Below are 20,155 nucleotides of genomic sequence, written 5' to 3' on the forward strand. Positions count from 1 at the left end.
CCTTTGTTATTGGTGTCTATATTTTTGTTATAGGCGCTATATCTTTGTTATCGGTGTCTATACCTTTGTTATAGGTGCTATACCTTTGTTATTAGTGGTATATTTTTGTTATTGTTGGTAAGTACATCTTTGTTATTGTTGGTATATTTTATTATTGGTGTCTATATCTTTATTATTGTTGTTATATCTTTATTCTCTAAATATAAAGACCTAAACTTCCTCATCCTATTAAGATGTTACAATATTAATTAATCGGTTAGGCACATAGATTATCTTTTTGATGGTTTTGCCTTCAATATATTTCTTTACTTTTTCATCTGCTAAAGCAAGTCGTTTGATTTCATCTTCTGGTGTGCCCACTGGCACTTCTATTTTAGAACGGAGTTTACCTTGAATTTGAATCGGAATTGTAATTGTTTCAAAACTTAATGCCGTGGGGTCAGGTTCGGGTAAAGTCTCTTCAAAGATGCTATGTTTTTTGCCTGAATGTTTTAACCAAAGATGTTCGGCAATGTGTGGAGCAAATGGTGACAGTAGTCGTAACATTACACCTAAGGCATACTTAAAAAGTTGACTCTGTTTGTTTTCAAAACCGGTTAAATCGTTTAAGAATTCCATTAATGCAGCAATTGCGGTATTGTATTGAATGCGTTCGGAATCGTCAATGACTTTCTTTATTGTCTGATTTAACCGAATATATAGTTTTTTTTCTTCCGGGTTATTGGTAATTAGTTGTGGTATATTGGGTGTATCAAATATTGGCGTATGTTGCTCATATAGGGCTTGGATTCGGCTTAAGAAGCGCTTAACACCTATAACCATTTCATCTGTCCAGTCAATCTCTTTTTCTGGTGGCGCAGAAAATAGAACTGCCAGTTTACACACATCAGCACCATGTTCTTTTAAGAAATCACCGAGCCAAACACCGTGTCGTTTAGAACTGGACATAGTGATGCCGTTCAATTTAACCATGCCGTGAGTATGTAGTACTTTACATGGTTCATCAACTGCCAGCATTCCCATATCATAAAGCACTTTAGTAAAGAACCGGAAATAAATCAAATGGCCGGTGGCGTGTTCAATGCCACCGATATATTCATCAATCGGCATCCATTGGTTAGCTTTTTTCGGGTCAAATGGCATCTTATCATTTTTCGGGTCAGTATAACGCAAGAAATACCAAGAGGAATCAACAAAAGTATCCATTGTATCTGGGTCTCTTTGGGCTTTGCCACCACATTTCGGACAAGTTGTATTAATAAACTCAGGCACGCCGGCTAACACTGATTTGCCTTTGGGTTGATAATCTTTTACAGTTTTGGGCAAAAGCACGGGTAAATCTTTTTCCGGCACAGGCACAATTCCACATTGTTCGCAATGAATCATTGGAATTGGTGTTCCCCAATATCTTTGCCGAGAAATTAACCAGTCTTTTAACCGATAATTGACTGTGCGTTTACCTAATCCTTTTTCTTCTAAATAATCCGTGATTCTTTTAATGCCTTCAAGGTTATTTATGCCATCAAATGGTCCTGAATTAACCATTACACCTTCATCCACATAAGCACAGGTCATTGTCTTCGGGTCTAACTTTTCATTGGGCGGATTAATCACAACTTTAATTGGAATGTTATATTTTTTAGCAAATTCAAAATCTCTTTGGTCATGACCGGGCACAGCCATTATCATACCTGTGCCATAAGATGCTAAAACAAAATCCGCAATATATACCGGTATCCGTTCCTTATTCAAAGGATTTATTGCATATCGGCCAGTAAAGACACCAGTTTTTTCGGTTGTTGTGCCTGTGCGGTCAACTTCAGATTTTTTTAATGCTTCTGTAATGTAATCTCTAACTTGTTTTTCCTGTGAAGTTCCTTGTGCGATGGTCTCGGCCAAAGGTGCATCGGGTGCTAATGCCATAAAAGTCACGCCATATAAAGTGTCCGGACGAGTTGTAAATATCGGAATTTTAGTGCCGTCTTCTAAGGTAAAATTGACTTCAACGCCTTCACTCCGACCAATCCAATTCTCTTGCATTATCTTTACTGGCTCAGGCCAATCTTCTAACTTTTTTAAGCCGTCAAGTAATCGCTGGGCATAATCAGTAATTCGGAAATACCATTGAGTCAGTTTCCGTTTTTCAATGATAGCATTACAAGTTGAACGCCAGCAATGTCCTTCTTTTACTTGCTCATTTGCCAAAACCGTCTGACAATTGGGACACCAGTTGACATAAGATTCTTTGCGGTAAGCCAAACCGCGTTCATAAAACTTAATAAAGAAATATTGATTCCAGCGATAGTAGTCCGGTTCACAGGAAGTGACTTCACTGTCCCAATCATAGCCAATACCTAAATCCATCAAGTGTTTTTTGGAAATTGCGATGTTCTCTTTGGTCCAGACTTCAGGATGAATACCGTGGATAATAGCAGCATTTTCTGCGGGCAAGCCAAAAGCATCCCAACCAAACGGATGTAAAACATCATAACCGCGTAGTTTCTTAAACCGCATTACAGTATCACCGATTGTATAATTTCTTGAATGACCAATGTGCAAATCACCTGAAGGATAAGGAAACATCACTAAGACATAATATTTCTTTTTCGGATTAGGATTGGTCTTAAAAATCCCTCGCTTTTGCCAAAAATTTTGAATTTCTTTTTCAATGCGAATAAAATCATCTAACATTGTCACTCCTTAATTAATCACCGAAACTCGGCTGGACTCAAAATCTTTTCCGGTCTTTACTAATAAATTTTCTAATAGCACAAATGGTTCCGGATAACCAGTCTTAATCTGCTTATCAATTTCGGCTAATTCTGTAATGAATGCACTCAATTCTTCTTTTGTCCATAATCGGCTCTGTTTTTCTAAGTTAACTAATCGTTTCTTGCTGATTCCCATTGTGCTGGTATCCGTTCCCAACAGGACTTGCATAATTTGAAATGCGATATTGGCTAAACTACTGACAATTATTATTGGCATTTTCGGGTCATCCTTAAACTGAAACAGATTACTTAAAGCATCTTGCTTATTTCTTAAAAAGGTTGCATTAATCAAATCATCAAGACTACTTTCTTTGGTATAACCACAAGCCGACAGGACATCGTCGACCGTGATTCGATGCCTTTCGCCAAGAAAAGTCTTGATTTTGACAATTTCTGATTTGAGCAACGCAAAATCTGTGCCAACCAAATCGAGTAGTAATTTACTGGCATCATAATCAATTAGAAGGCCTAATGCTTTTGCTATATCGTGCAGATACTTATGAACTCCGCCGGTATCAAGTTCATAAAAATTTATCAGAGGCAGTTTACACTGATTAAACATCTCTCCGATTTCTCGACTATATTTACTTTCAATCACCACAGTATTTGCGTAGTTCATTGGTAAAGATTTCACTCGGTTCAAAATTTCTTGTTGGTATTTTGGTGAGAGATTCTGAAAATCTCGTATCAGTATCAAAATTCGGTCTCCCCAGAGTGATTGGGTAGTTATTTTGGCAATAATTTCCGAAAGCAAGTCGGTCTTATTAGCGTCTTCCCGATTTATCTGAATAGTTTCAAGGGTAAATTTTCCGGCTGATTTTAGAATTGAAACGAACTCATCTTTGCCTGGATGCTCGGCACCAAATAGAATATAAACTGGCGCAATCTTCTGTGCCCGAATCTGTCGCAAAAAGAATTCTACTGGTAGATTCAGCGGATTTTTGTGCGCAACCGACGATTTAACTTCTCGCTTCATAAATCTTTTTTATATTTTACTATATTTATTGATATATATTTTTATGTTATAAACATTGATATATATTTTTATATTATAAAGATATATATTTTTATATTATAAACCATATATTCTTTATGTTATAAGTTCTGTATAATTAAATTCTATATTATTAAATATTTTATTGTCTTTTATATTATAAATATTTTATTGTCTTTTATATTACAAATTCTTTAGAAGTAAATATTTTATTAAATATTCATATTAAAACAAAACTCTAATATTGTCAACCCGTAAAGTATTAAGACTGCTTAAAAATGACTTCTGAATCGAAACACTCACCCATTAAATCTGCAAAGAAGATTCCGTGCTTTTGGTGATAAAAATAATACTCCAATAAATTTACCTGTTACTCTCTACATAATCCGTAGTTAAGACGTCGGTTCTTTCAGCGATGCATCGTGGTCTAATCATTTATTAAATTGAAGTAAGTTCAGACTAATCGGACCGAACTTATTTTTTCCGGCTGCGTAGAAATTTCTGGTGTTCGGAAAAAGTCTTGGAGAAGAAATGTTTGCCATTAGAGTTTACGGCAAAATATAAATACTTTGTGTTTGCCGGTCTAATTGCCGCAATCAATGATGCTTTGCCCGGATTACAGATTGGTGTTGGTGGTAATCCTTGATGAAGATAAGTATTATATGGCGAATTAATTTTGGTATCCTCAACACTCAATTGCTCTTTATGGACCGGCAAAACATACTGAACTGTGGCACATGATTGTAACGGCATTTTGTTCTTCAACCGATTATAAAAAACTGAAGCAATTAATGGTCGTTCACTATCTAATTTAGCCTCTTTCTCTACTAATGAGGCAATGATTAAAACTGTGTCCAAAGGTTTATGGTCATGAATCTCTTGATAGACCTGCCAAAATCGATTGACCATTGTGCGAATAATATCTTTTGGGTCAGATGGAATTATAAAGTCATAGGAATCCGGAAATAGATAACCTTCAGCCGAACCTGCCTTTATATTTAAGGTTAAAAGAAATGTTTTATTGTGGCATTCTTTAATAAAATCATTTTCCGAACAGATTCCTTCGTTATGTAATATTCGGGCAATATCTTTTATTGTATAACCTTCAGGAATTACGACCAGCGTTTTATTTTCACCACCAGTTGTTAGAGTCCTTAATACCTTAAGTGCTCTTGTGTTAGCATTAAAGTAATAACGACCTGATTTTATCTTTTTATCACATCCTAAAATCTTTGCCCAAAATAAGAAAGTTTCTTGGTCTCGGATAATGCCATTTTCCAACAATTTAGTCGCAACTGACTTAGCCGATTCACCCGGATAGATTATAATCTTTTTTTTATTTTCGTTTAATTGTTTTTTAGTCCTTGCGTCACATAACACCACGGTAGCAGATATGATAATGAAGGCAAAAACTAAAAGATACTGTCTTCTTGAAAAAATCACTTTTTTATCGAAGTAAGATAATCTTGAAGTATGACCACTGCGGATAGTTTATCGATTAATCTTTTGGAAGAAAAAGACTTCTTCCCTCTTTCTTGGATAATCCGTTTTGATATTTCGGTAGTGAATCTTTCATCAAATAAGATTATCGGCAAATTAAATTTTTGTTCCAAAACTTTTTTGAACTCTAAGACCAATTGACTCATTTGGGTATCTTTTCCCGACATTGCTAAAGGATAACCCAAGATAATCTTTTCGATATTTTTTTCTTTAATGATGATTTGTAATTTTTCAATTGCCGTTTCTTCATTCTTATAATGAATGCCGTCAATGCCATAAGCAATCGTCTTTGTTTCATCGGAGATTGCCAGTCCAATATTTCTCTTGCCATAATCAATGGCTAAAATCCGGCCCATAATTCAATATCTTAGTTTAGATTTTTCAACTTATAGTTTAGAGTAATAAATAAGAAGTGAATTTTGCTCATTTCTCAGCCTCAATTTTTAGTCTGATATAATCATACATCGTGCCTTTACTTTTAGCAATTGCCATAACCTTAAAAATATCTGTATATTTTACACCTAAAATACCCGCACCTAAAATCACTGCGCCTTCAGCGGCCTCTTTAGCAACTTTTGCTTTGCGCTGAAGTCTATGTTTAGCAATCTTGGGAAACCGGCGATACAATTGTCGCATCAGATGCTCATAGATTGCTGGCACTCGAGATAATCTTCCTGAAATGATTATTTCATAAGGATTCAAATTCGTAACTAAAAGACAGGCAATATCTTTTAATGCGCTTTCAATTAATAGTGATAGTATTTGTTTATGTTTTGCGATTTCGTTAATATCCTTTATTGGATTTTTTGTCAAACTTTGAACTCCCCCTGTAAAGAGAACTCCTTGTCTTTGTCTACCTATTCTAATTGCCAATTCGCCATCTAAATGACCTGTGCCCAGAAATCCGGGAAACCCTGATGTTCCGCCTAAACCGTCAACAATTTGACCTCTTATGACCGAAATTGCCGCAGTAAAACCAAAACCCATCTCGAGTAAAATAAAGGAAGTCAACCCCGCACGAAGTTGCAAGCGCTCCATCTGGTCCTTCATTGCTAAGGCAACAACACACACTTTATCCGCAGTTCCCATATCCAGCCGATTTAACTTCCGGTATTCTGGCACTGTTGGTAAATGAATCACACCAGGAGTAAAATAGACCGGTAATTTCATTGCTTTCATCTTAAAGAATAATCTTTTAATGCCTTCATTCACCGAAACACCACCGGTATCTTCACCTTCCAGGGGTAACATCTGCTCAAGCATCTTTTCTGTGCAATCAGCAAGTTTCGTCAAAGGTAAACCATATCCTGAAGGACCAACAATCGCATCAACTGGGAAATAATTTTTAATTTCATCTAATAAAATTTCTGGATTTTTTGCAACAAATTCTGAAGGGATGGTCTTGTCCAAAAAAATCTTTTCTTTGTTGTTATCAAATGCGACACCAAATAAATCAAAACTTTTAGTACCCGGGTCAATACCGATAATTTTCATAATTTTGCTCTGAATTTAACGCCAAGCATTTATAATTGAGAACTTGAAAAACAATATTGCCACTGAAATCACTGAAGATTTCTCTATGTTTTTGGCAAATTCGGTAGCACTTTATCAGAGGTCTCATATTCCATAAATTTGTGCGTAAAATATTTTTAACACCAAATCGTAAAATTTCGCAAGTTTTTTCTGTAACTTCGTGTTTTCCATGGCATTTTTCCGAGTTCTCAATTTTTATAAAGGACAGAATGGGTCCGATTCGAACCAGTTTTTAGTCAACGCGTAGGTCCTTGTCCGACAACCACCACATTCCAATTGATATTCGCATTTGGCACATTTGCCTTTGCGATTTCTTTTATCTTGAATTTTACGAAGTAAATCTTTATCCAGTTCTTGATAACTCATTGCGGAAAAACTGCAAGGTTTAATAGTTCCATCTGGCTCAATAAACACATATTCGCCAAAGATACATCCTGACTTTTCTTCAACGACAATTGGACCATTATTTTTGTCTTGGTTATTAGACATTAAGCATTGATATTTCTTTAGCCAAGGATTAAAAAATGGTTCATCGACTGTTACTTTGATGCTGTATTTTTCTTTAATCTCGACAATTTCTGCAAATACAGAAGATAAATTAGGAATCGGGGATACCTGCTGAAGTATATTAGGCTTAAAACCAAGAAAGTTTATTGAGTTTATATTAAGTTCATTTGCCAACCTGCCAATTGCCATGATTTCTTCAGGAGTGGTATTAATTTCTTGTAGGGTAAAATTGATGGAATCTAAAATTTTATATGATAAACAGATTTCAATTGCTCTCATCACTTTTTCATAACTTGCTCCTTGCCGAATCTTTTCATAAGTAGCCTTTTTCGCACTGTCAAGACTAAGCAAAATTTTAACATCTAATTTTTGGCATGTTTCCGCATACGGAGGCTCAAAACCATTTCCTGAACTAATAATGTAGATTGGTCGTTTATCTGACCTTAATATTTCGATAATCTTAAATATGTCCTTTCGTAAAAATGGTTCACCACCTTCAATTAAAACCCAGTTGGGACTAATCGCATCAATCTCAGTTGCCAATTCTATTGTTTCGTTTGTTGCCAGTTCTTTATTAAAAGAACGTAGTCCTTGATAACGACAATGGGTACAAGAAAGATAACATTGACTCGTTATCGCCCAATCAATAAAAATCGGGTTAGAGGGAAAATAATCTTTTTTAAGGTAGTTCATAAGATAAAAAATTCGTCATACTACTAATTACTTTTTTCATTCAACCAAAATCAGATTAGGATTCTAACAATCTATCCTAAAGTAATTTATAAAAAGACTTATGCCACAAGATATTATTACTAAGCCTATCAATTAAAATCAACTCTTTCTTATTTTAAGTATATCAAAATTGCTTACAATTAAATTCAAGTCGCTCACCACAAGATTATATTTTAATATTTTCAAAAATCAAGATAAACAAAAATAAAATCTATCTGTTCTGACCAATGCTCTGAACCAATGTAATTATATGATTAATTACCCCTGTGAATTAAGTATTAGCGACCAATTCAAATTTTAATCTTATTTTTTACTGAATACTAATTTGTAAAATAATATTTAGAGATATATGTTTGTAAGATAATATTTAAAGATATATGTTTGTAAAATTTGTAAAATAATATTTAAAGATATATGAGACCTCTGAAAAAAATCAAATCGTATCGAGGTTTAGAAAATCTAAATTTAAGCATAATAATAGATGACCTCTTATCTGTATTTTCATTCTTATCCTTGAGGGTTTTAGCGACTAATAACTGAAACAGTATTATCAATTGAATTGGTTACATAAACAGATGTACCATTGCTTAACACTGCAATTTTACTTGGCGAAATACCAACAGGAATCAATGCTACTAACTTATTATTCAATGTTCTAATTACTGAAACTGTATTTTCGCTTTGATTTACCACGTAAACATATTCTCCATTATCTAACACCTTAACATCAGTCGGATTGTCTCCTACTCTTATTGTTGCAATAACAGTATTATCTAATGTTGAAATTACTGAAACGCTATTTCGGTCATCAGTAACATAAAGATATTGGCAATTAGGATGAGTAACAATCGCACGTGGGCTTCTCGCAAAAGGTATGACATCGATTACCGTGTTAGTGCTGACTTGAATCTTACTAATATTATTGCTTCCTGCATTAGTTACATAAACATACTCACCATTTGCCGAGGGGGTAACATCCCAGGGCATATCGCCAACAGGTATTGAAGTGATAACCGAATTGGTTGCAGTCTGAATAACTGCAACACTATCTGCATCAATTCTGGTAACATAAATATACTCACCATTTGGTAAAATACTAATATTTCTGGGCGACTGGCTAATAGGAATTTGTCCGACAATAAGATTGTCTAAGGTTCTGATTACGGTAACATCATCTTTTGTTGTGACATAAAGGTATTGACCATTAGGATGCACACAAAGACCATAAGGATTTTCACCAACATAAAATTTTCCAATCACAGAATTATTTGATGTTTGAATCACACTAATACTGTCATTACCATAATTAGCAACATATACATAATTATTATTAGGTAAAGCGGCGATGCCTTCTGGATTACTATTATTTCCCAAGGAAATAGTCCCTACAACATAATTAGGAAAATTACAACCAGTTAAATTAATACGGACCTGATATTCATAAGACCAATCACTCATTTCTCCCTTAGTGTCCTTAGCCCGACTTTTGATATAATATACGCCTGGAGTAACCCAAACTTTTCTCATTGTTACTGGTATGCTACAGGGCATAAAATTACTCCATTCGGATAAAGTTCCGTCACCCCAATCAAATTGATAAGCAATACTATCACCATCTGCATCTAATGTTAAGGTCGTATAATCATTAAAGACATTTACAAAACTTGACGACGGACCAGTTAAAATAAAAGGTGTTCGCGGTATACGATTTGATGAAATATAAATTACTGCTTTGTCTGACCATACCGATTTATTCTCTTTTAAGTCTTTGGCTTGAGCTCTGACTTCAAAAGTATCTGAAGTCTTCCAGGCATGACTCATTGAAACTGTCTCTCCTAAAGGCACAAATTTACTCCAATCCGAAGTATCGCCATCTCCCCAATCGAATCGAATTGCTATCCGTTCATCTTCCATATCTAAGGCTGACGAGACAAATTGATATGTAATATTTATTCTTCCGAACTTGGGACCGCTTGGTGTATCAGGAATCCCCGGCGGTCGATTCTTTTGGCAATTAATATAGACTAACCAAATGATTAAAAGAACGATTTTCAATAAGATTCGCTTCATAATTTTGCCTCCGTTAATTATCTTTAATCTACCTGCCACAGCACTAATTTATCTTATCTTTTAACCAATGTCAAGTCTTTAATCAAGAAAACACGGGAAAAGTTAATTCTTACTATTGAATAAATTGAACTTGTTGGATATTTTTCTGTGGTTTCTTTGATCGGGATGTGCGCCGTAAGCGTTTTCACTGGCATTGCTTCAGAATGCTCAATCGACATCGTCATCACTTTATCACAACCACGCGATAAATATGTGCTTCAAAAATTTTTGCCCGCTACAATCCGCAAAAGCAAAAAAGATATCTATGGCACCATTTTTTCTGCACTAACAAAAAAAGACTTTTCCTAAATCGGCAAATTGGTATAATTTTTGAATCCCTGTAATTTCTCCCATCTTAAATAAGATGATAAAAAACTTAACCAAAATTTTCGTTAATATTTCAATACAAAATCACTTACAATTAAAGACTCGAATCTCTACTAAATATTTACAAATCTGCTGCAATTTTAATAATACTTCCGTTAAGAAAAATTGAACTTGACTTTCATTTTCATTTTAGTATAATTTATCTATGAAAGCATTACTCAAATACTTTAATGATTTTTGCAGTAAAAAAGGACTAAATAAATCAAAACCACGAGACAGTGTCGTAAATACTTTTCTTCAAACTGAAAATCACATTAGTTCTTATGAACTTTATAATCGATTATTAAAACAAGGTAATAAAATTGGCTACAGCACAGTATATCGAACCTTAAAGTTATTAACTGAAGCCGGTATCGCACGCACGATAGAATTAGGCTACGAAACATATTTTGAACATAATTATAAACACAAACATCACGACCATTTTGTCTGTAATCAATGTGGCACGATTATTGAATTTGCCAGCCCAACCATTGAACGCATTCAGAGTCAACTCGCTAAAAAATTTAATTTCGTTTCGGAACATCACAGTCTAATTATTTATGGAGTTTGCCAACAATGCCAAAAGAAGTAGAATTAGTTCCTTTAACCCAATTAGAATCTGGTGAAACCGGTATTGTAACCGACATTCTCGGTAGCCAGGAAACAGTCAAACGTCTACAAGCAATGGGGATATCGCCAGGGGTGAATATATGTAAAATTAGTGCTATGATTTTACATGGACCAGTTGTCATCCGAATTAAAAACACTGAATTGGCATTAGGTTTTAGAATGGCAAGTAAAATATTAGTTAGGAAAGATGGACGCTTTGAAAATTAATAACATTAATGAGACTGTTGTGACAATAAAAAATAGTCAGGAGGCAGTTATTTTTTTGAAAAATTATGGGAATAAAATTTAATCTCAAATGGTCTATGCCCAATAAAAAAATGGATGTTAAGTCTGCTTCGATTGGCATTACTCAATTTCAAGTTGTTACATTTACTGTGGATAATTGCTTGATTGCAAAATTTATCGATCGTCGAGAACAAGGTCTGCATCACATTGCTTTAGAAGTAGATAATTTAGACGAATGGGTAGAACGGTTAAAAGAACAATGAATCCAACTCATTCTCAATATTTTGTGTCATATTCTAAGAGAAAATTCATCTTTATCCATCACAAATCTGCTTTTGGTATGTTAATCGAATTAATCGGATATAATAATTGACACGACAATATAAAAACCACAAATATAATATTTAAAGTTAAATTGATAAAATATTTCCCAAAATTGATTAGATGACAATTCTTTTAGTCGGTAATCCTAATGTTGGCAAAAGTGTTATTTTTTCTCGATTGACTGGCGTTAAGGTTATTGCTTCTAATTACCCCGGGACAACCGTAAGTTTTACTAAAGGCTATATGAAACTCGATGGTGAAAGCGTTGAAGTAATTGATGTCCCAGGTTCATATTCTTTAGAACCAACCTGTAAAGCCGAAGAAGTCGCTTGTGAAATGTTAAACCTTGGAGATATCATTATTAATGTTATTGATGCAACAAATCTTGAACGACACCTAAATCTAACGTTACAACTACTGGAGCAAAGAAAACCTATGGTAATTGCCCTAAACTTTTGGGATGAAACTAAGCACCGAGGTGTAAAAATTGACATTAAAAAATTAGAAGAAATCTTAGGTGTTCCTGTTGTTGCTACATCAGCGATAAGAGGTGAAGGACTCAGTGAGTTAAAGCAGAAAATAAAGAATGCCAAGATACCTGACCGGGTTTTCGTCTCATCTGCTACGCGTTGGAAAGAAATCGGCGAAATCGTCAATTCAGTTCAGACTGTTAGCCACCGACATCATACACTTGCCGAGCATATCGGCGAAATAATGATTCATCCATTTTGGGGGCTTATCATAGGGGCTGGAATAATCTATTCCGCATTTCGAACTGTTCAGTTTATTGGCGAAAGTTTGATTAAGTATCTTTTTGACCCAATGTTTAATAATTTATATGCGCCATTACTTATGAAATTATCCGCAATTTTACAGCCAACCAATCTTCTCCATAAACTTTTGATTGGCGAACTGGTTAATAATACAATCGATTTTAAGCAATCTATGGGGCTACTATCTACTGGTATTTATGTTGAGATTGCAATGATTTTACCGTATATTATCTCATTTTATTTTATTCTCAGTATATTAGAGGATGTTGGATATTTACCTCGGTTAGCAATTATTGCGGATGCAGTTATGCATCGATTAGGATTACATGGTTATGCGATAATACCAATGTTTTTAGGACTCGGTTGTAATGTGCCTGGCATTTTAGCAACTCGTATCTTAGAAAGTAAACGCGAACGTTTCATTGCCGCAACACTTATTTCCATTGCAGTTCCTTGTGCCGCATTACAGGCAATGATTGTTGGTTTGGTCGGTGCTCAGGGAATTAAATATGTTACTATAATTTATTTTACACTCTTTTGTATCTGGCTGACAACCGGATTTATCTTAAACAGAATCGTTAAAGGTTTTAGTCCAGATTTAGTAATCGAAATTCCTCCGTATCGACTACCTTTATTTTCACAGCTACTAAAAAAACTCTGGTATCGTGTTTCTTCATTCTTAATTGAAGCCGTGCCTTTTGTATTTTTAGGTATCCTAATAATAAATCTACTTTACACTTTCAAAATATTCGAATATATTGCTCCGCTATCAAAATTTGTTGTAAATAAAATTTGGGGATTACCACCAACTGTGATCGTTCCAATATTGATTGGCTTCTTAAGAAAAGATGTTGCGGTGGCAATGTTAGGTCCGTTAAATCTTTCTGCCAAACAATTAGTAATCGGAAGCACTGTTTTGGCAATCTTCTTCCCTTGCATTGCAACCTTTGTAATGTTATTAAAAGAACTTGGTTTCAAAGATATGATGAAAGCAACTTTAATAATGCTTATAACTTCTTTGATTGTTGGCAGTATATTAAATATAGTTCTATAGAAAGTTTAAAAATTCTCCTTAAACTACTGTAAGATTATTTTAGAATTAAAGACAAATTAATCTAATATATTATTGGATTATTTGTTTTCTGTGCTTATATCTCCGTAATATTTCAAAGTAATATATAAGTATTTTGGATAAATTTAGACTTATTAAGTTAAAAACAAAGGTGCTTAGTTGCCAACACATAGCACTCCGGGAATTTAATTCTATACCGCTATTTTATCTAACATTATAGGCACAACCTTACGAATCTCATCATTAATATCCGGCATCTGCACTTTAAGACTTGTTACAATCGAACACGAGAATGCTTCTGAAATAATAATAATAAATTTATTTCAAGCCTGTTGATATTAAACCTGCCAGCGACTTTATGTTAAATTTTCTGGAATATAGAATTACTCATCTGTTAGTCCGATGCGACCGCTCTAAATGGACATTATCTTTTGGAAACTCTTTATGGCTCTGTACTAATTCACAATCAAACCAAGTAGTTTTTGCAGACTAATTAATCACAAATGTCAGCCAAATTCTTCACCTTATCAAAGGTAAAAACAATTTTATATCTCACTCTCGCAAGCGTAACAACCTTAATATCACCTGAAGATAAAAATCTAAGCCGTTAGCCCAATTCTTTTCTTTTGAATAAGCGATCAAATTAAATCGTAAGTCACATTCAACACACAATACAGATAATTAGGTATCTTAAAGGTATCCGGATAACTAATCTACACAAGGATTAATACTTATTGCTTAGAGTTATGTCTAACACCAATTTGAACAATCTCGAAAAATTTGTCCAAATTCAGGTCAATAAACTCTCTTTATTAATTTTTTTCTTTTCTTCGGACATATAAAATATTTAATATGCTCTGGAAGTCTTCATAAGATATGACGCTTTGTGCCGACTAATGCATTAATCGATTCATCTGCATAAACACCTAAAGTCTTTTGGGTCCGAATCGTTTTTAATTTTCATCTCAAATATTTTGGCATCTATTCTGTTGAGATGGTATATATATTTTGGATACGATGTATTGTTTCGGTCTTTTCGGTTATTTTGTTAAAATTTAGCAAAACTTATTGTGAACTACTAAAGTTGCAAAAGTTAAAAGACTACTCCGGCACGAGAGATGTTACTTCTAAGATATTCTATAACGGATTGTTTAATAACTTCAGAACCCGATTTTTCTTAATTATGTATAATTGATTCAAAAAAATTTTGCATATTATCTCATAATCTTGAATGAACATCTAAAATTAATTTTTATTATCTTAAAAATCTGTTCCATACATTTAATATAATTAAAACTCATAAACTATATAATATCTCTTGGACATATTGTAAAAAATTGTTGACAAGTTAATCATTGCACATACTCTTAAAGTATGCCTCTGGTGATTATTATTATTGGTGCTTCTGGAATTATTGCGCAAATTACTTTGATTCGTGAATTGTTAGTAAGTTTTCAAGGTAATGAATTATCAATTGGGTTTGTTTTAGGAAATTGGCTACTTGCAGAAGCAATGGGAAGTTTTCTTGCCAGAAAAATAAAAAGTTCAATTGATTCTTACCGTCTGATAATCATATGTTTTGCAATATTGTTTCCAATATTAGTGATTTGTGCAATGATGTTAAAAGTATTTATTGGCATTGTTCCAGGAGAGATTATAACTTTTCCTATAATGTTTATCACCTCATTTATTATTTTGTTTCCGATAAGTTTTATTCATGGTGCACTTTTTACTTTAAGCGTTTCTGTATTGGCCATAACCTCAAATACCACGCATAAAGTTTTTGGTTATGTTTATATCTTTGAAAATCTTGGCACGATTATTGGTGGCATTCTGATATCGTTTATTATAATTCATATTTTCCATTCATTACAAATTGCATTTATTGTTGCGATTGTAAAGATAATTGCAATCGTCNTCTTAACAAAAGATAAATCCTATTGGCATCGGTTTCTCCATTATATCTTAATCTCTATATTTAGCCTACTTTTATTTTTTTCTTCTTCAGTTGAGGATTGGATAAACAAGCAAAATTATCGTAATTACGAAGTACTCCTATCAACTAATACTATCTATAGTAACATCAAAGTTATTAGAAGAGAGGAACAGTATACTTTTTTAATTGATGGAGTTCCAACACTTTTAACACCATATCCAGATATTAATTTTGTTGAGGATTATGTTCATTTTGCGTTATTGTCTCATCCTTCACCTAAAAAGATATTACTTATTAGTGGAGGCATCGGCGGAGTTTTAAGTGAGATTTTGAAGCATCCGGTGGAGAGAGTCGATTATCTGGAATTAGACCCACATTTGATTGAAATTGCTAAAAAATTTCCTACAACATTAACCACTCAAGAATTGTCTGACCCAAGAGTTAAAACAATAAATATTGATGCTAGAGCATTTTTGCAAAACTGCCAAGAAAGATATGATGTGATTTTTATCAACTTTCTTTCGGCTTTAACCCTACAAATCAACCGATTTTTTACTAAAGAGTTTTATGCGGTCTGTAAAGAAAAATTAAATCCTAATGGCATCTTAACAACTGTCTCACTTGGTTCTTTAAGTTATATTAATCCTCAGTTACGCAATGTAATAAATTTGCATATTACAACTGGCAAAAGTATTTTTCCGAAATTGATAGTCATACCAGGTGATTTTAATCTCTATTTAAGTTTTAATGCAGTTGATTCGATAAATAGGAATCATTCGCTAATATCTGAAACATTATTTCAAAGATTGCAAACACGACAGGTCCAGACACATTTGTTTAATTTGAATTATATCCGATATCGAACTAATGACTATTGGCAGGATTGGCTAAGAGAATCGCTTCAATCAAAAGACCAAAATCAAACTCTATTAAATCAAGACGGACATCCTGTTGGGTTGTTCTACAACTTAGTTTATTACAACACAATTGCAAATCCATCTTTACAGACGATTTTATCAATTATAACTAAAATTAATTTGAAAATAGTCTTAATTTTGTTAATAGTAGTATTTATTGTGCTGTTATTTTTTACCAGACATTATCGTCATAAAGTTTTTTTGCCGATGACAATCTTTACGACAGGCATTTCAGCAATGATTTTTACGCTAATTTTTTCACTGGGATTTCAAGTTCGCTATGGTTATCTCTATTATCAAATAAGTATTCTTTTAACAATATTTATTTTAGGTGGTGTATTGGGTAGTTTAATTGGCTCTCGCATCAACAACATAAAAGTTAAGTATCTACTTTATGCCGAACTATTGCTAATTGGTTTTATCATATTAATTATATTACTCCTCTATAATAGAACCTATCCTGTTTTTTTAAATTCGCAAATAGATTTTTATATTTCGCTTTTGATTGCTGGACTCTTTACTGGTATAGAATATCCCTTAGCGACTCGGATTTATCATCAGTTCAAATTGGCTATAATTAATTCTCAAGATGAATTTCTAAAGAAACGAGAGCGTATGGTATCAGAAACCGCGGGAAGTTTATATGCAGCAGATTTATTGGGTGGATTTATTGGTGCAATTTTAATATCGGCGATCTTTATACCCATTCTTGGTATTTACCAAACTTTAGTTTTGTGTTTGGGGTTAAAAATTTTCAGTCTGCTGATAGTATTGACAGGTAAACCTTTTTCTATAAAATAAACAATATAATAGAAAAAGTTGTGATAACACTTAATATAAGATTTAAGTTTTGATAATGCTTAAAATATTATTAACAATTTTTTATCTCGGACAGATTGCCGGGTCTACTCCGAGTACAACAACTCCATCCGAAGTAATTGGATTAGAATCACCAATTATTTCTGAAGAATATAAATTATTTCCCGGTGATGGTCTTTTAGTAACGATTACGGGTAAAAGCAATTATTCGTATCACGCAACAGTAACTTATGAGGGAAAAATAACAATCAATCTTCCCGTTGGCTCCACTATTAGTGAACAGGGTTTAGTTATACCACGCTACGATGTAGTCAATACGGTTAAAGTCTCAGGTTTAACATTGAAATCAGCGCAAGAAACATTATCTAATGTGTTTAATAATTATTTAAAATCAGTATCGGTAAAACTAACCCTGCTTTCAATGCGGCAAGGTGCGGTCTTTGTTAGCGGTGAAGTTCAAAGTCCTGGCGTCTATTATGTATCACCGGTTGAAAGAGTATCTCAGGTCATTAATAAAGCCGGTGGCATAACTCCTATTGGTTCAAAGGCGAATATCAAATTGGTTCGTCAAGGAAGTGAAAATCAAACAGTCGATTTGGATAGATTTGAACGAACCGGCGACTTAGCGAACAACCCTTTTATCGAAACCGGCGACATTATAATCGTTCCTAAAGTTCAAGGAATAGTTACTGTTAAAGGTGCAGTATTTGGCCGAGGTGAAACGAAACTTAGACATTCAGTTTTAACCACTGAGAAAGAGCGAATTTCTGAAGGTGTCTATGAGTTAAAACCAAATGACAGAATTTCTGATATGATAATTAAAGCCGGTGGGATTACTCCTTGGGCTGACCTGACCGCAGGTTATATTGAAAGATTGGACACGAATGGTAAACATCGGATGAAGATTCCGATTGATCTCTACAAAATAATTTTTGAGCAGGACTCAACAAAAGACTTGATTATGCGCAATGGCGATATTTTAGTGATACCGCCCTTAAATACATTAGTTTATGTTCAAGGTGAAGTTAACCGACCTGGTTCCTTTCTATTTTCACCTAATCTTAAAAGCAGTGATTATATTGGACAGGCAGCTGGTCCAACCAATTATGCTAATATCCGAGGTGCGTATTTGCGTCGAGGTCAGAAGAAAATTTCTCTAAAAAAAGACCCTTTAGTTGAACCTGGTGATATAATATTTGTTCCCAGAACTACCTTCAAATGGTGGCAGGATTATGTTACTATTATCAGCGCCATCGCAATTCCGATTGCTACCGCATTACTTTATTTACGGGTTTCTCCATAAATTGTCATTTGTTAGTTATATAAAGTTCTCTTCTATTATATAAAGTTTTCTTCTGCTATATAATGTTCTCTTCGGTTATATAAAGTTCTCTTCGGTTATATAAAGTTCTCTTCTTCGGGCCTCTAATAATTCTGTCTTTTTCCCTAAAAATTCTGCCGCCGTTATTAATTTGATTTCTCGGTTAACATTAGTCCGTCGTAGTAAATCCCGTACTTCCTTATAATAAATTTGGTAATTTAAATCTCGGGTCAAATGATGGTCAATAATAAAAATTTTTGCCTCGGTCTCTTTTATTATTCTTGCCATATTCGCTACCGATTTTTGCCAAGTGCTATCAGAATAACGATAACCTTTAAGATATAGAGAAGGACCGTCACAGATAATAATGTCAGGATTATTTTGGATAATAAAAGACAAATGGCTCTCATCAGGAATACCACATACATCTGAGGTAAAAAGTAATTTCTCAATTGTATCATCAATTAAAACCTCAATCACATAACCTAAATGATGTGATGTTCCATGATATACTGCTTTAGAGCAGAAAATTTTAGTCTTATTAAAATAAAAACTTCCCTCTTCTGCAATCTCAATTTTTTTAGTCTTAGAACTGACTCGTTTTAGGAATACTTGAGCACGCTCTTTTTGACTGAAATTAATATTTTCTGTAGGGTGTTTTACAATAAGAAATTTATCTTGAAATAATTCGGGAAAATCTGGATTGTGATGGTCATAATGATAATGAGTAACAATAATAACATCGCAGTTTTGAGCAAAATTAATAATCTGCTGCCAATGTTCATCTCTTCTTTTTATTTCGACAGGATGAGGGGCTAAATTGTAACGAAGCGGGGCTAAACGAACTGAAGGGTCGATAAATATTTTTACATCATCTGTTTCAATATAAGTTGCCATTGCTCTTGTGCCTAAACTATCAAAGGCAACAGGTATAATCTTCATAATGATGCTGTGCTGAAAAATATTTGAAGAAATGTCATTAGCATATTACTGATGGTTCTTCGAGTCTAAGAAATGTACGCGTTTTCTTCAACACAACTTATATTGATAATTAAGAAAGAATACATTTAATATTGGATAATAAAAATGCCACTGATACACAATTTTATTATTAAGTGTTGAAGAACATTTTCCGTCAAGTGTCAAAAGGACGAATCAGAATTAAAATTGCTGAAAGCATTTTCTATTTGCATTGTATTTAAACATTATTATGTGATATATCCACAAAATTTTTACTTTTTATTATATGGAAAAATATAATGATGTCTACAATTTTAATCAATATGATAATCTCAATCAAGAATTCTTTTATATTGCACCGCTATGAAAAAGTAATTTTTACTGATTACCCGCGGCAAACATTCAAACAAAATTTCTGTCTAATTTAACATCAGATTTTCTGACAGTCTTTCTTTTAATTTATTTCATAGACTACTTATTAAATAAGAAAAGATATCTTTTAGCAGAGAAGGTAAGAGTAGAAGGTTTTTGTTCAAAAGAGAATAGATTATAAGAGATACAGATAGACGATTTGGGCTAACCGAAAAGCGACTCTCTCTGCGGTATACCAGATAGGATAGATTTTGCCGTATGTTATGATTTGGCTAAGATAGGGTCAGGCCT

The 20,155-nt window shown here is 33.6% G+C and carries 15 protein-coding genes; 7 read left to right on the forward strand and 8 right to left on the reverse strand.

The annotated features are described in order from the left end of the window. Positions 1-228: 228 nt before the first annotated feature. The 7 genes from leuS to N2201_00940 all read right to left on the reverse strand — a co-directional run bounded on the left by leuS (position 229) and on the right by N2201_00940 (position 10,107). Positions 229-2,691: a leucine--tRNA ligase gene (gene leuS / locus N2201_00910; GenBank protein MCX7784779.1), complete on the reverse strand. Its 2,463-nt coding sequence runs from the start codon at positions 2,689-2,691 to the stop codon at positions 229-231. A gap of 9 nt (positions 2,692-2,700) precedes the next feature. Then, complete coding sequence (gene holA, locus N2201_00915) at positions 2,701-3,747, reverse strand: DNA polymerase III subunit delta (protein ID MCX7784780.1); 1,047 nt, start codon at positions 3,745-3,747, stop codon at positions 2,701-2,703. 492 nt (positions 3,748-4,239) lie between these two features. Beyond that, positions 4,240-5,208, reverse strand: a complete 969-nt coding sequence (gene mltG / locus N2201_00920) for an endolytic transglycosylase MltG (protein MCX7784781.1) — start codon at positions 5,206-5,208, stop codon at positions 4,240-4,242. After that, entirely contained in the window at positions 5,205-5,621 is a 417-nt protein-coding gene (gene ruvX / locus N2201_00925; protein MCX7784782.1) for a Holliday junction resolvase RuvX, read from the reverse strand. Before ruvX ends, mltG begins: the two co-directional genes overlap by 4 nt. A 67-nt stretch (positions 5,622-5,688) precedes the next feature. Next, positions 5,689-6,759, reverse strand: a complete 1,071-nt coding sequence (locus N2201_00930; GenBank protein MCX7784783.1) for a DUF1464 family protein — start codon at positions 6,757-6,759, stop codon at positions 5,689-5,691. A 234-nt stretch (positions 6,760-6,993) separates the two neighbouring features. Further along, positions 6,994-7,998: a radical SAM protein gene (locus tag N2201_00935; protein ID MCX7784784.1), complete on the reverse strand. Its 1,005-nt coding sequence runs from the start codon at positions 7,996-7,998 to the stop codon at positions 6,994-6,996. Between the two features lie 561 nt (positions 7,999-8,559). After that, positions 8,560-10,107: a YncE family protein gene (locus N2201_00940; protein ID MCX7784785.1), complete on the reverse strand. Its 1,548-nt coding sequence runs from the start codon at positions 10,105-10,107 to the stop codon at positions 8,560-8,562. A 147-nt stretch (positions 10,108-10,254) separates the two neighbouring features. Between N2201_00940 and N2201_00945 the strand changes: the two genes are divergently transcribed. The 7 genes from N2201_00945 to N2201_00975 all read left to right on the forward strand — a co-directional run bounded on the left by N2201_00945 (position 10,255) and on the right by N2201_00975 (position 18,514). Next, on the forward strand, positions 10,255-10,455 hold the full coding sequence (locus tag N2201_00945; GenBank protein MCX7784786.1) for a hypothetical protein: 201 nt from the start codon (positions 10,255-10,257) through the stop codon (positions 10,453-10,455). Positions 10,456-10,678: 223 nt separating this feature from the next. Continuing rightward, positions 10,679-11,107: a transcriptional repressor gene (locus N2201_00950; GenBank protein MCX7784787.1), complete on the forward strand. Its 429-nt coding sequence runs from the start codon at positions 10,679-10,681 to the stop codon at positions 11,105-11,107. Then, complete coding sequence (locus N2201_00955) at positions 11,092-11,352, forward strand: ferrous iron transport protein A (protein MCX7784788.1); 261 nt, start codon at positions 11,092-11,094, stop codon at positions 11,350-11,352. Before N2201_00950 ends, N2201_00955 begins: the two co-directional genes overlap by 16 nt. A gap of 65 nt (positions 11,353-11,417) precedes the next feature. Beyond that, positions 11,418-11,633, forward strand: a complete 216-nt coding sequence (locus N2201_00960) for a VOC family protein (protein ID MCX7784789.1) — start codon at positions 11,418-11,420, stop codon at positions 11,631-11,633. Between the two features lie 181 nt (positions 11,634-11,814). Next, complete coding sequence (locus tag N2201_00965) at positions 11,815-13,521, forward strand: ferrous iron transporter B (GenBank protein MCX7784790.1); 1,707 nt, start codon at positions 11,815-11,817, stop codon at positions 13,519-13,521. 1,392 nt (positions 13,522-14,913) lie between these two features. Next, positions 14,914-17,193 (forward strand): hypothetical protein, encoded by a 2,280-nt coding sequence (locus tag N2201_00970; protein MCX7784791.1) that lies wholly within the window; start codon positions 14,914-14,916, stop codon positions 17,191-17,193. A gap of 55 nt (positions 17,194-17,248) precedes the next feature. Then, the gene (locus N2201_00975) at positions 17,249-18,514 is read left to right on the forward strand and encodes an SLBB domain-containing protein (GenBank protein ID MCX7784792.1); all 1,266 of its coding nucleotides are present in this window, start codon (positions 17,249-17,251) and stop codon (positions 18,512-18,514) included. Positions 18,515-18,589: 75 nt separating this feature from the next. Here N2201_00975 and N2201_00980 read toward each other — a convergent pair whose 3' ends face one another. After that, positions 18,590-19,474 carry a hypothetical protein gene (locus N2201_00980; protein MCX7784793.1) on the reverse strand — a complete coding sequence of 295 codons (885 nt, stop codon included), beginning with the start codon at positions 19,472-19,474 and terminating at the stop codon, positions 18,590-18,592. Positions 19,475-20,155: the final 681 nt, after the last annotated feature.

The organism is candidate division WOR-3 bacterium, assembly GCA_026418155.1.
Taxonomy (GTDB): domain Bacteria; phylum Hydrothermota; class Tepidihabitantia; order Tepidihabitantales; family CAIPLT01; genus JAOABV01.

Coding starts and splice junctions, on each gene's coding strand:
- leuS (MCX7784779.1), bottom strand. CDS start 2,691: ATGTTAGATGATTTTATTCGCATTGAAAAAGAAATTCAAAATTTTTGG.
- holA (MCX7784780.1), bottom strand. CDS start 3,747: ATGAAGCGAGAAGTTAAATCGTCGGTTGCGCACAAAAATCCGCTGAAT.
- ruvX (MCX7784782.1), bottom strand. CDS start 5,621: ATGGGCCGGATTTTAGCCATTGATTATGGCAAGAGAAATATTGGACTG.
- N2201_00930 (MCX7784783.1), bottom strand. CDS start 6,759: ATGAAAATTATCGGTATTGACCCGGGTACTAAAAGTTTTGATTTATTT.
- N2201_00935 (MCX7784784.1), bottom strand. CDS start 7,998: ATGAACTACCTTAAAAAAGATTATTTTCCCTCTAACCCGATTTTTATT.
- N2201_00940 (MCX7784785.1), bottom strand. CDS start 10,107: ATGAAGCGAATCTTATTGAAAATCGTTCTTTTAATCATTTGGTTAGTC.
- N2201_00950 (MCX7784787.1), top strand. CDS start 10,679: ATGAAAGCATTACTCAAATACTTTAATGATTTTTGCAGTAAAAAAGGA.
- N2201_00955 (MCX7784788.1), top strand. CDS start 11,092: ATGCCAAAAGAAGTAGAATTAGTTCCTTTAACCCAATTAGAATCTGGT.
- N2201_00960 (MCX7784789.1), top strand. CDS start 11,418: ATGGGAATAAAATTTAATCTCAAATGGTCTATGCCCAATAAAAAAATG.
- N2201_00965 (MCX7784790.1), top strand. CDS start 11,815: ATGACAATTCTTTTAGTCGGTAATCCTAATGTTGGCAAAAGTGTTATT.
- N2201_00975 (MCX7784792.1), top strand. CDS start 17,249: ATGCTTAAAATATTATTAACAATTTTTTATCTCGGACAGATTGCCGGG.
- N2201_00980 (MCX7784793.1), bottom strand. CDS start 19,474: ATGAAGATTATACCTGTTGCCTTTGATAGTTTAGGCACAAGAGCAATG.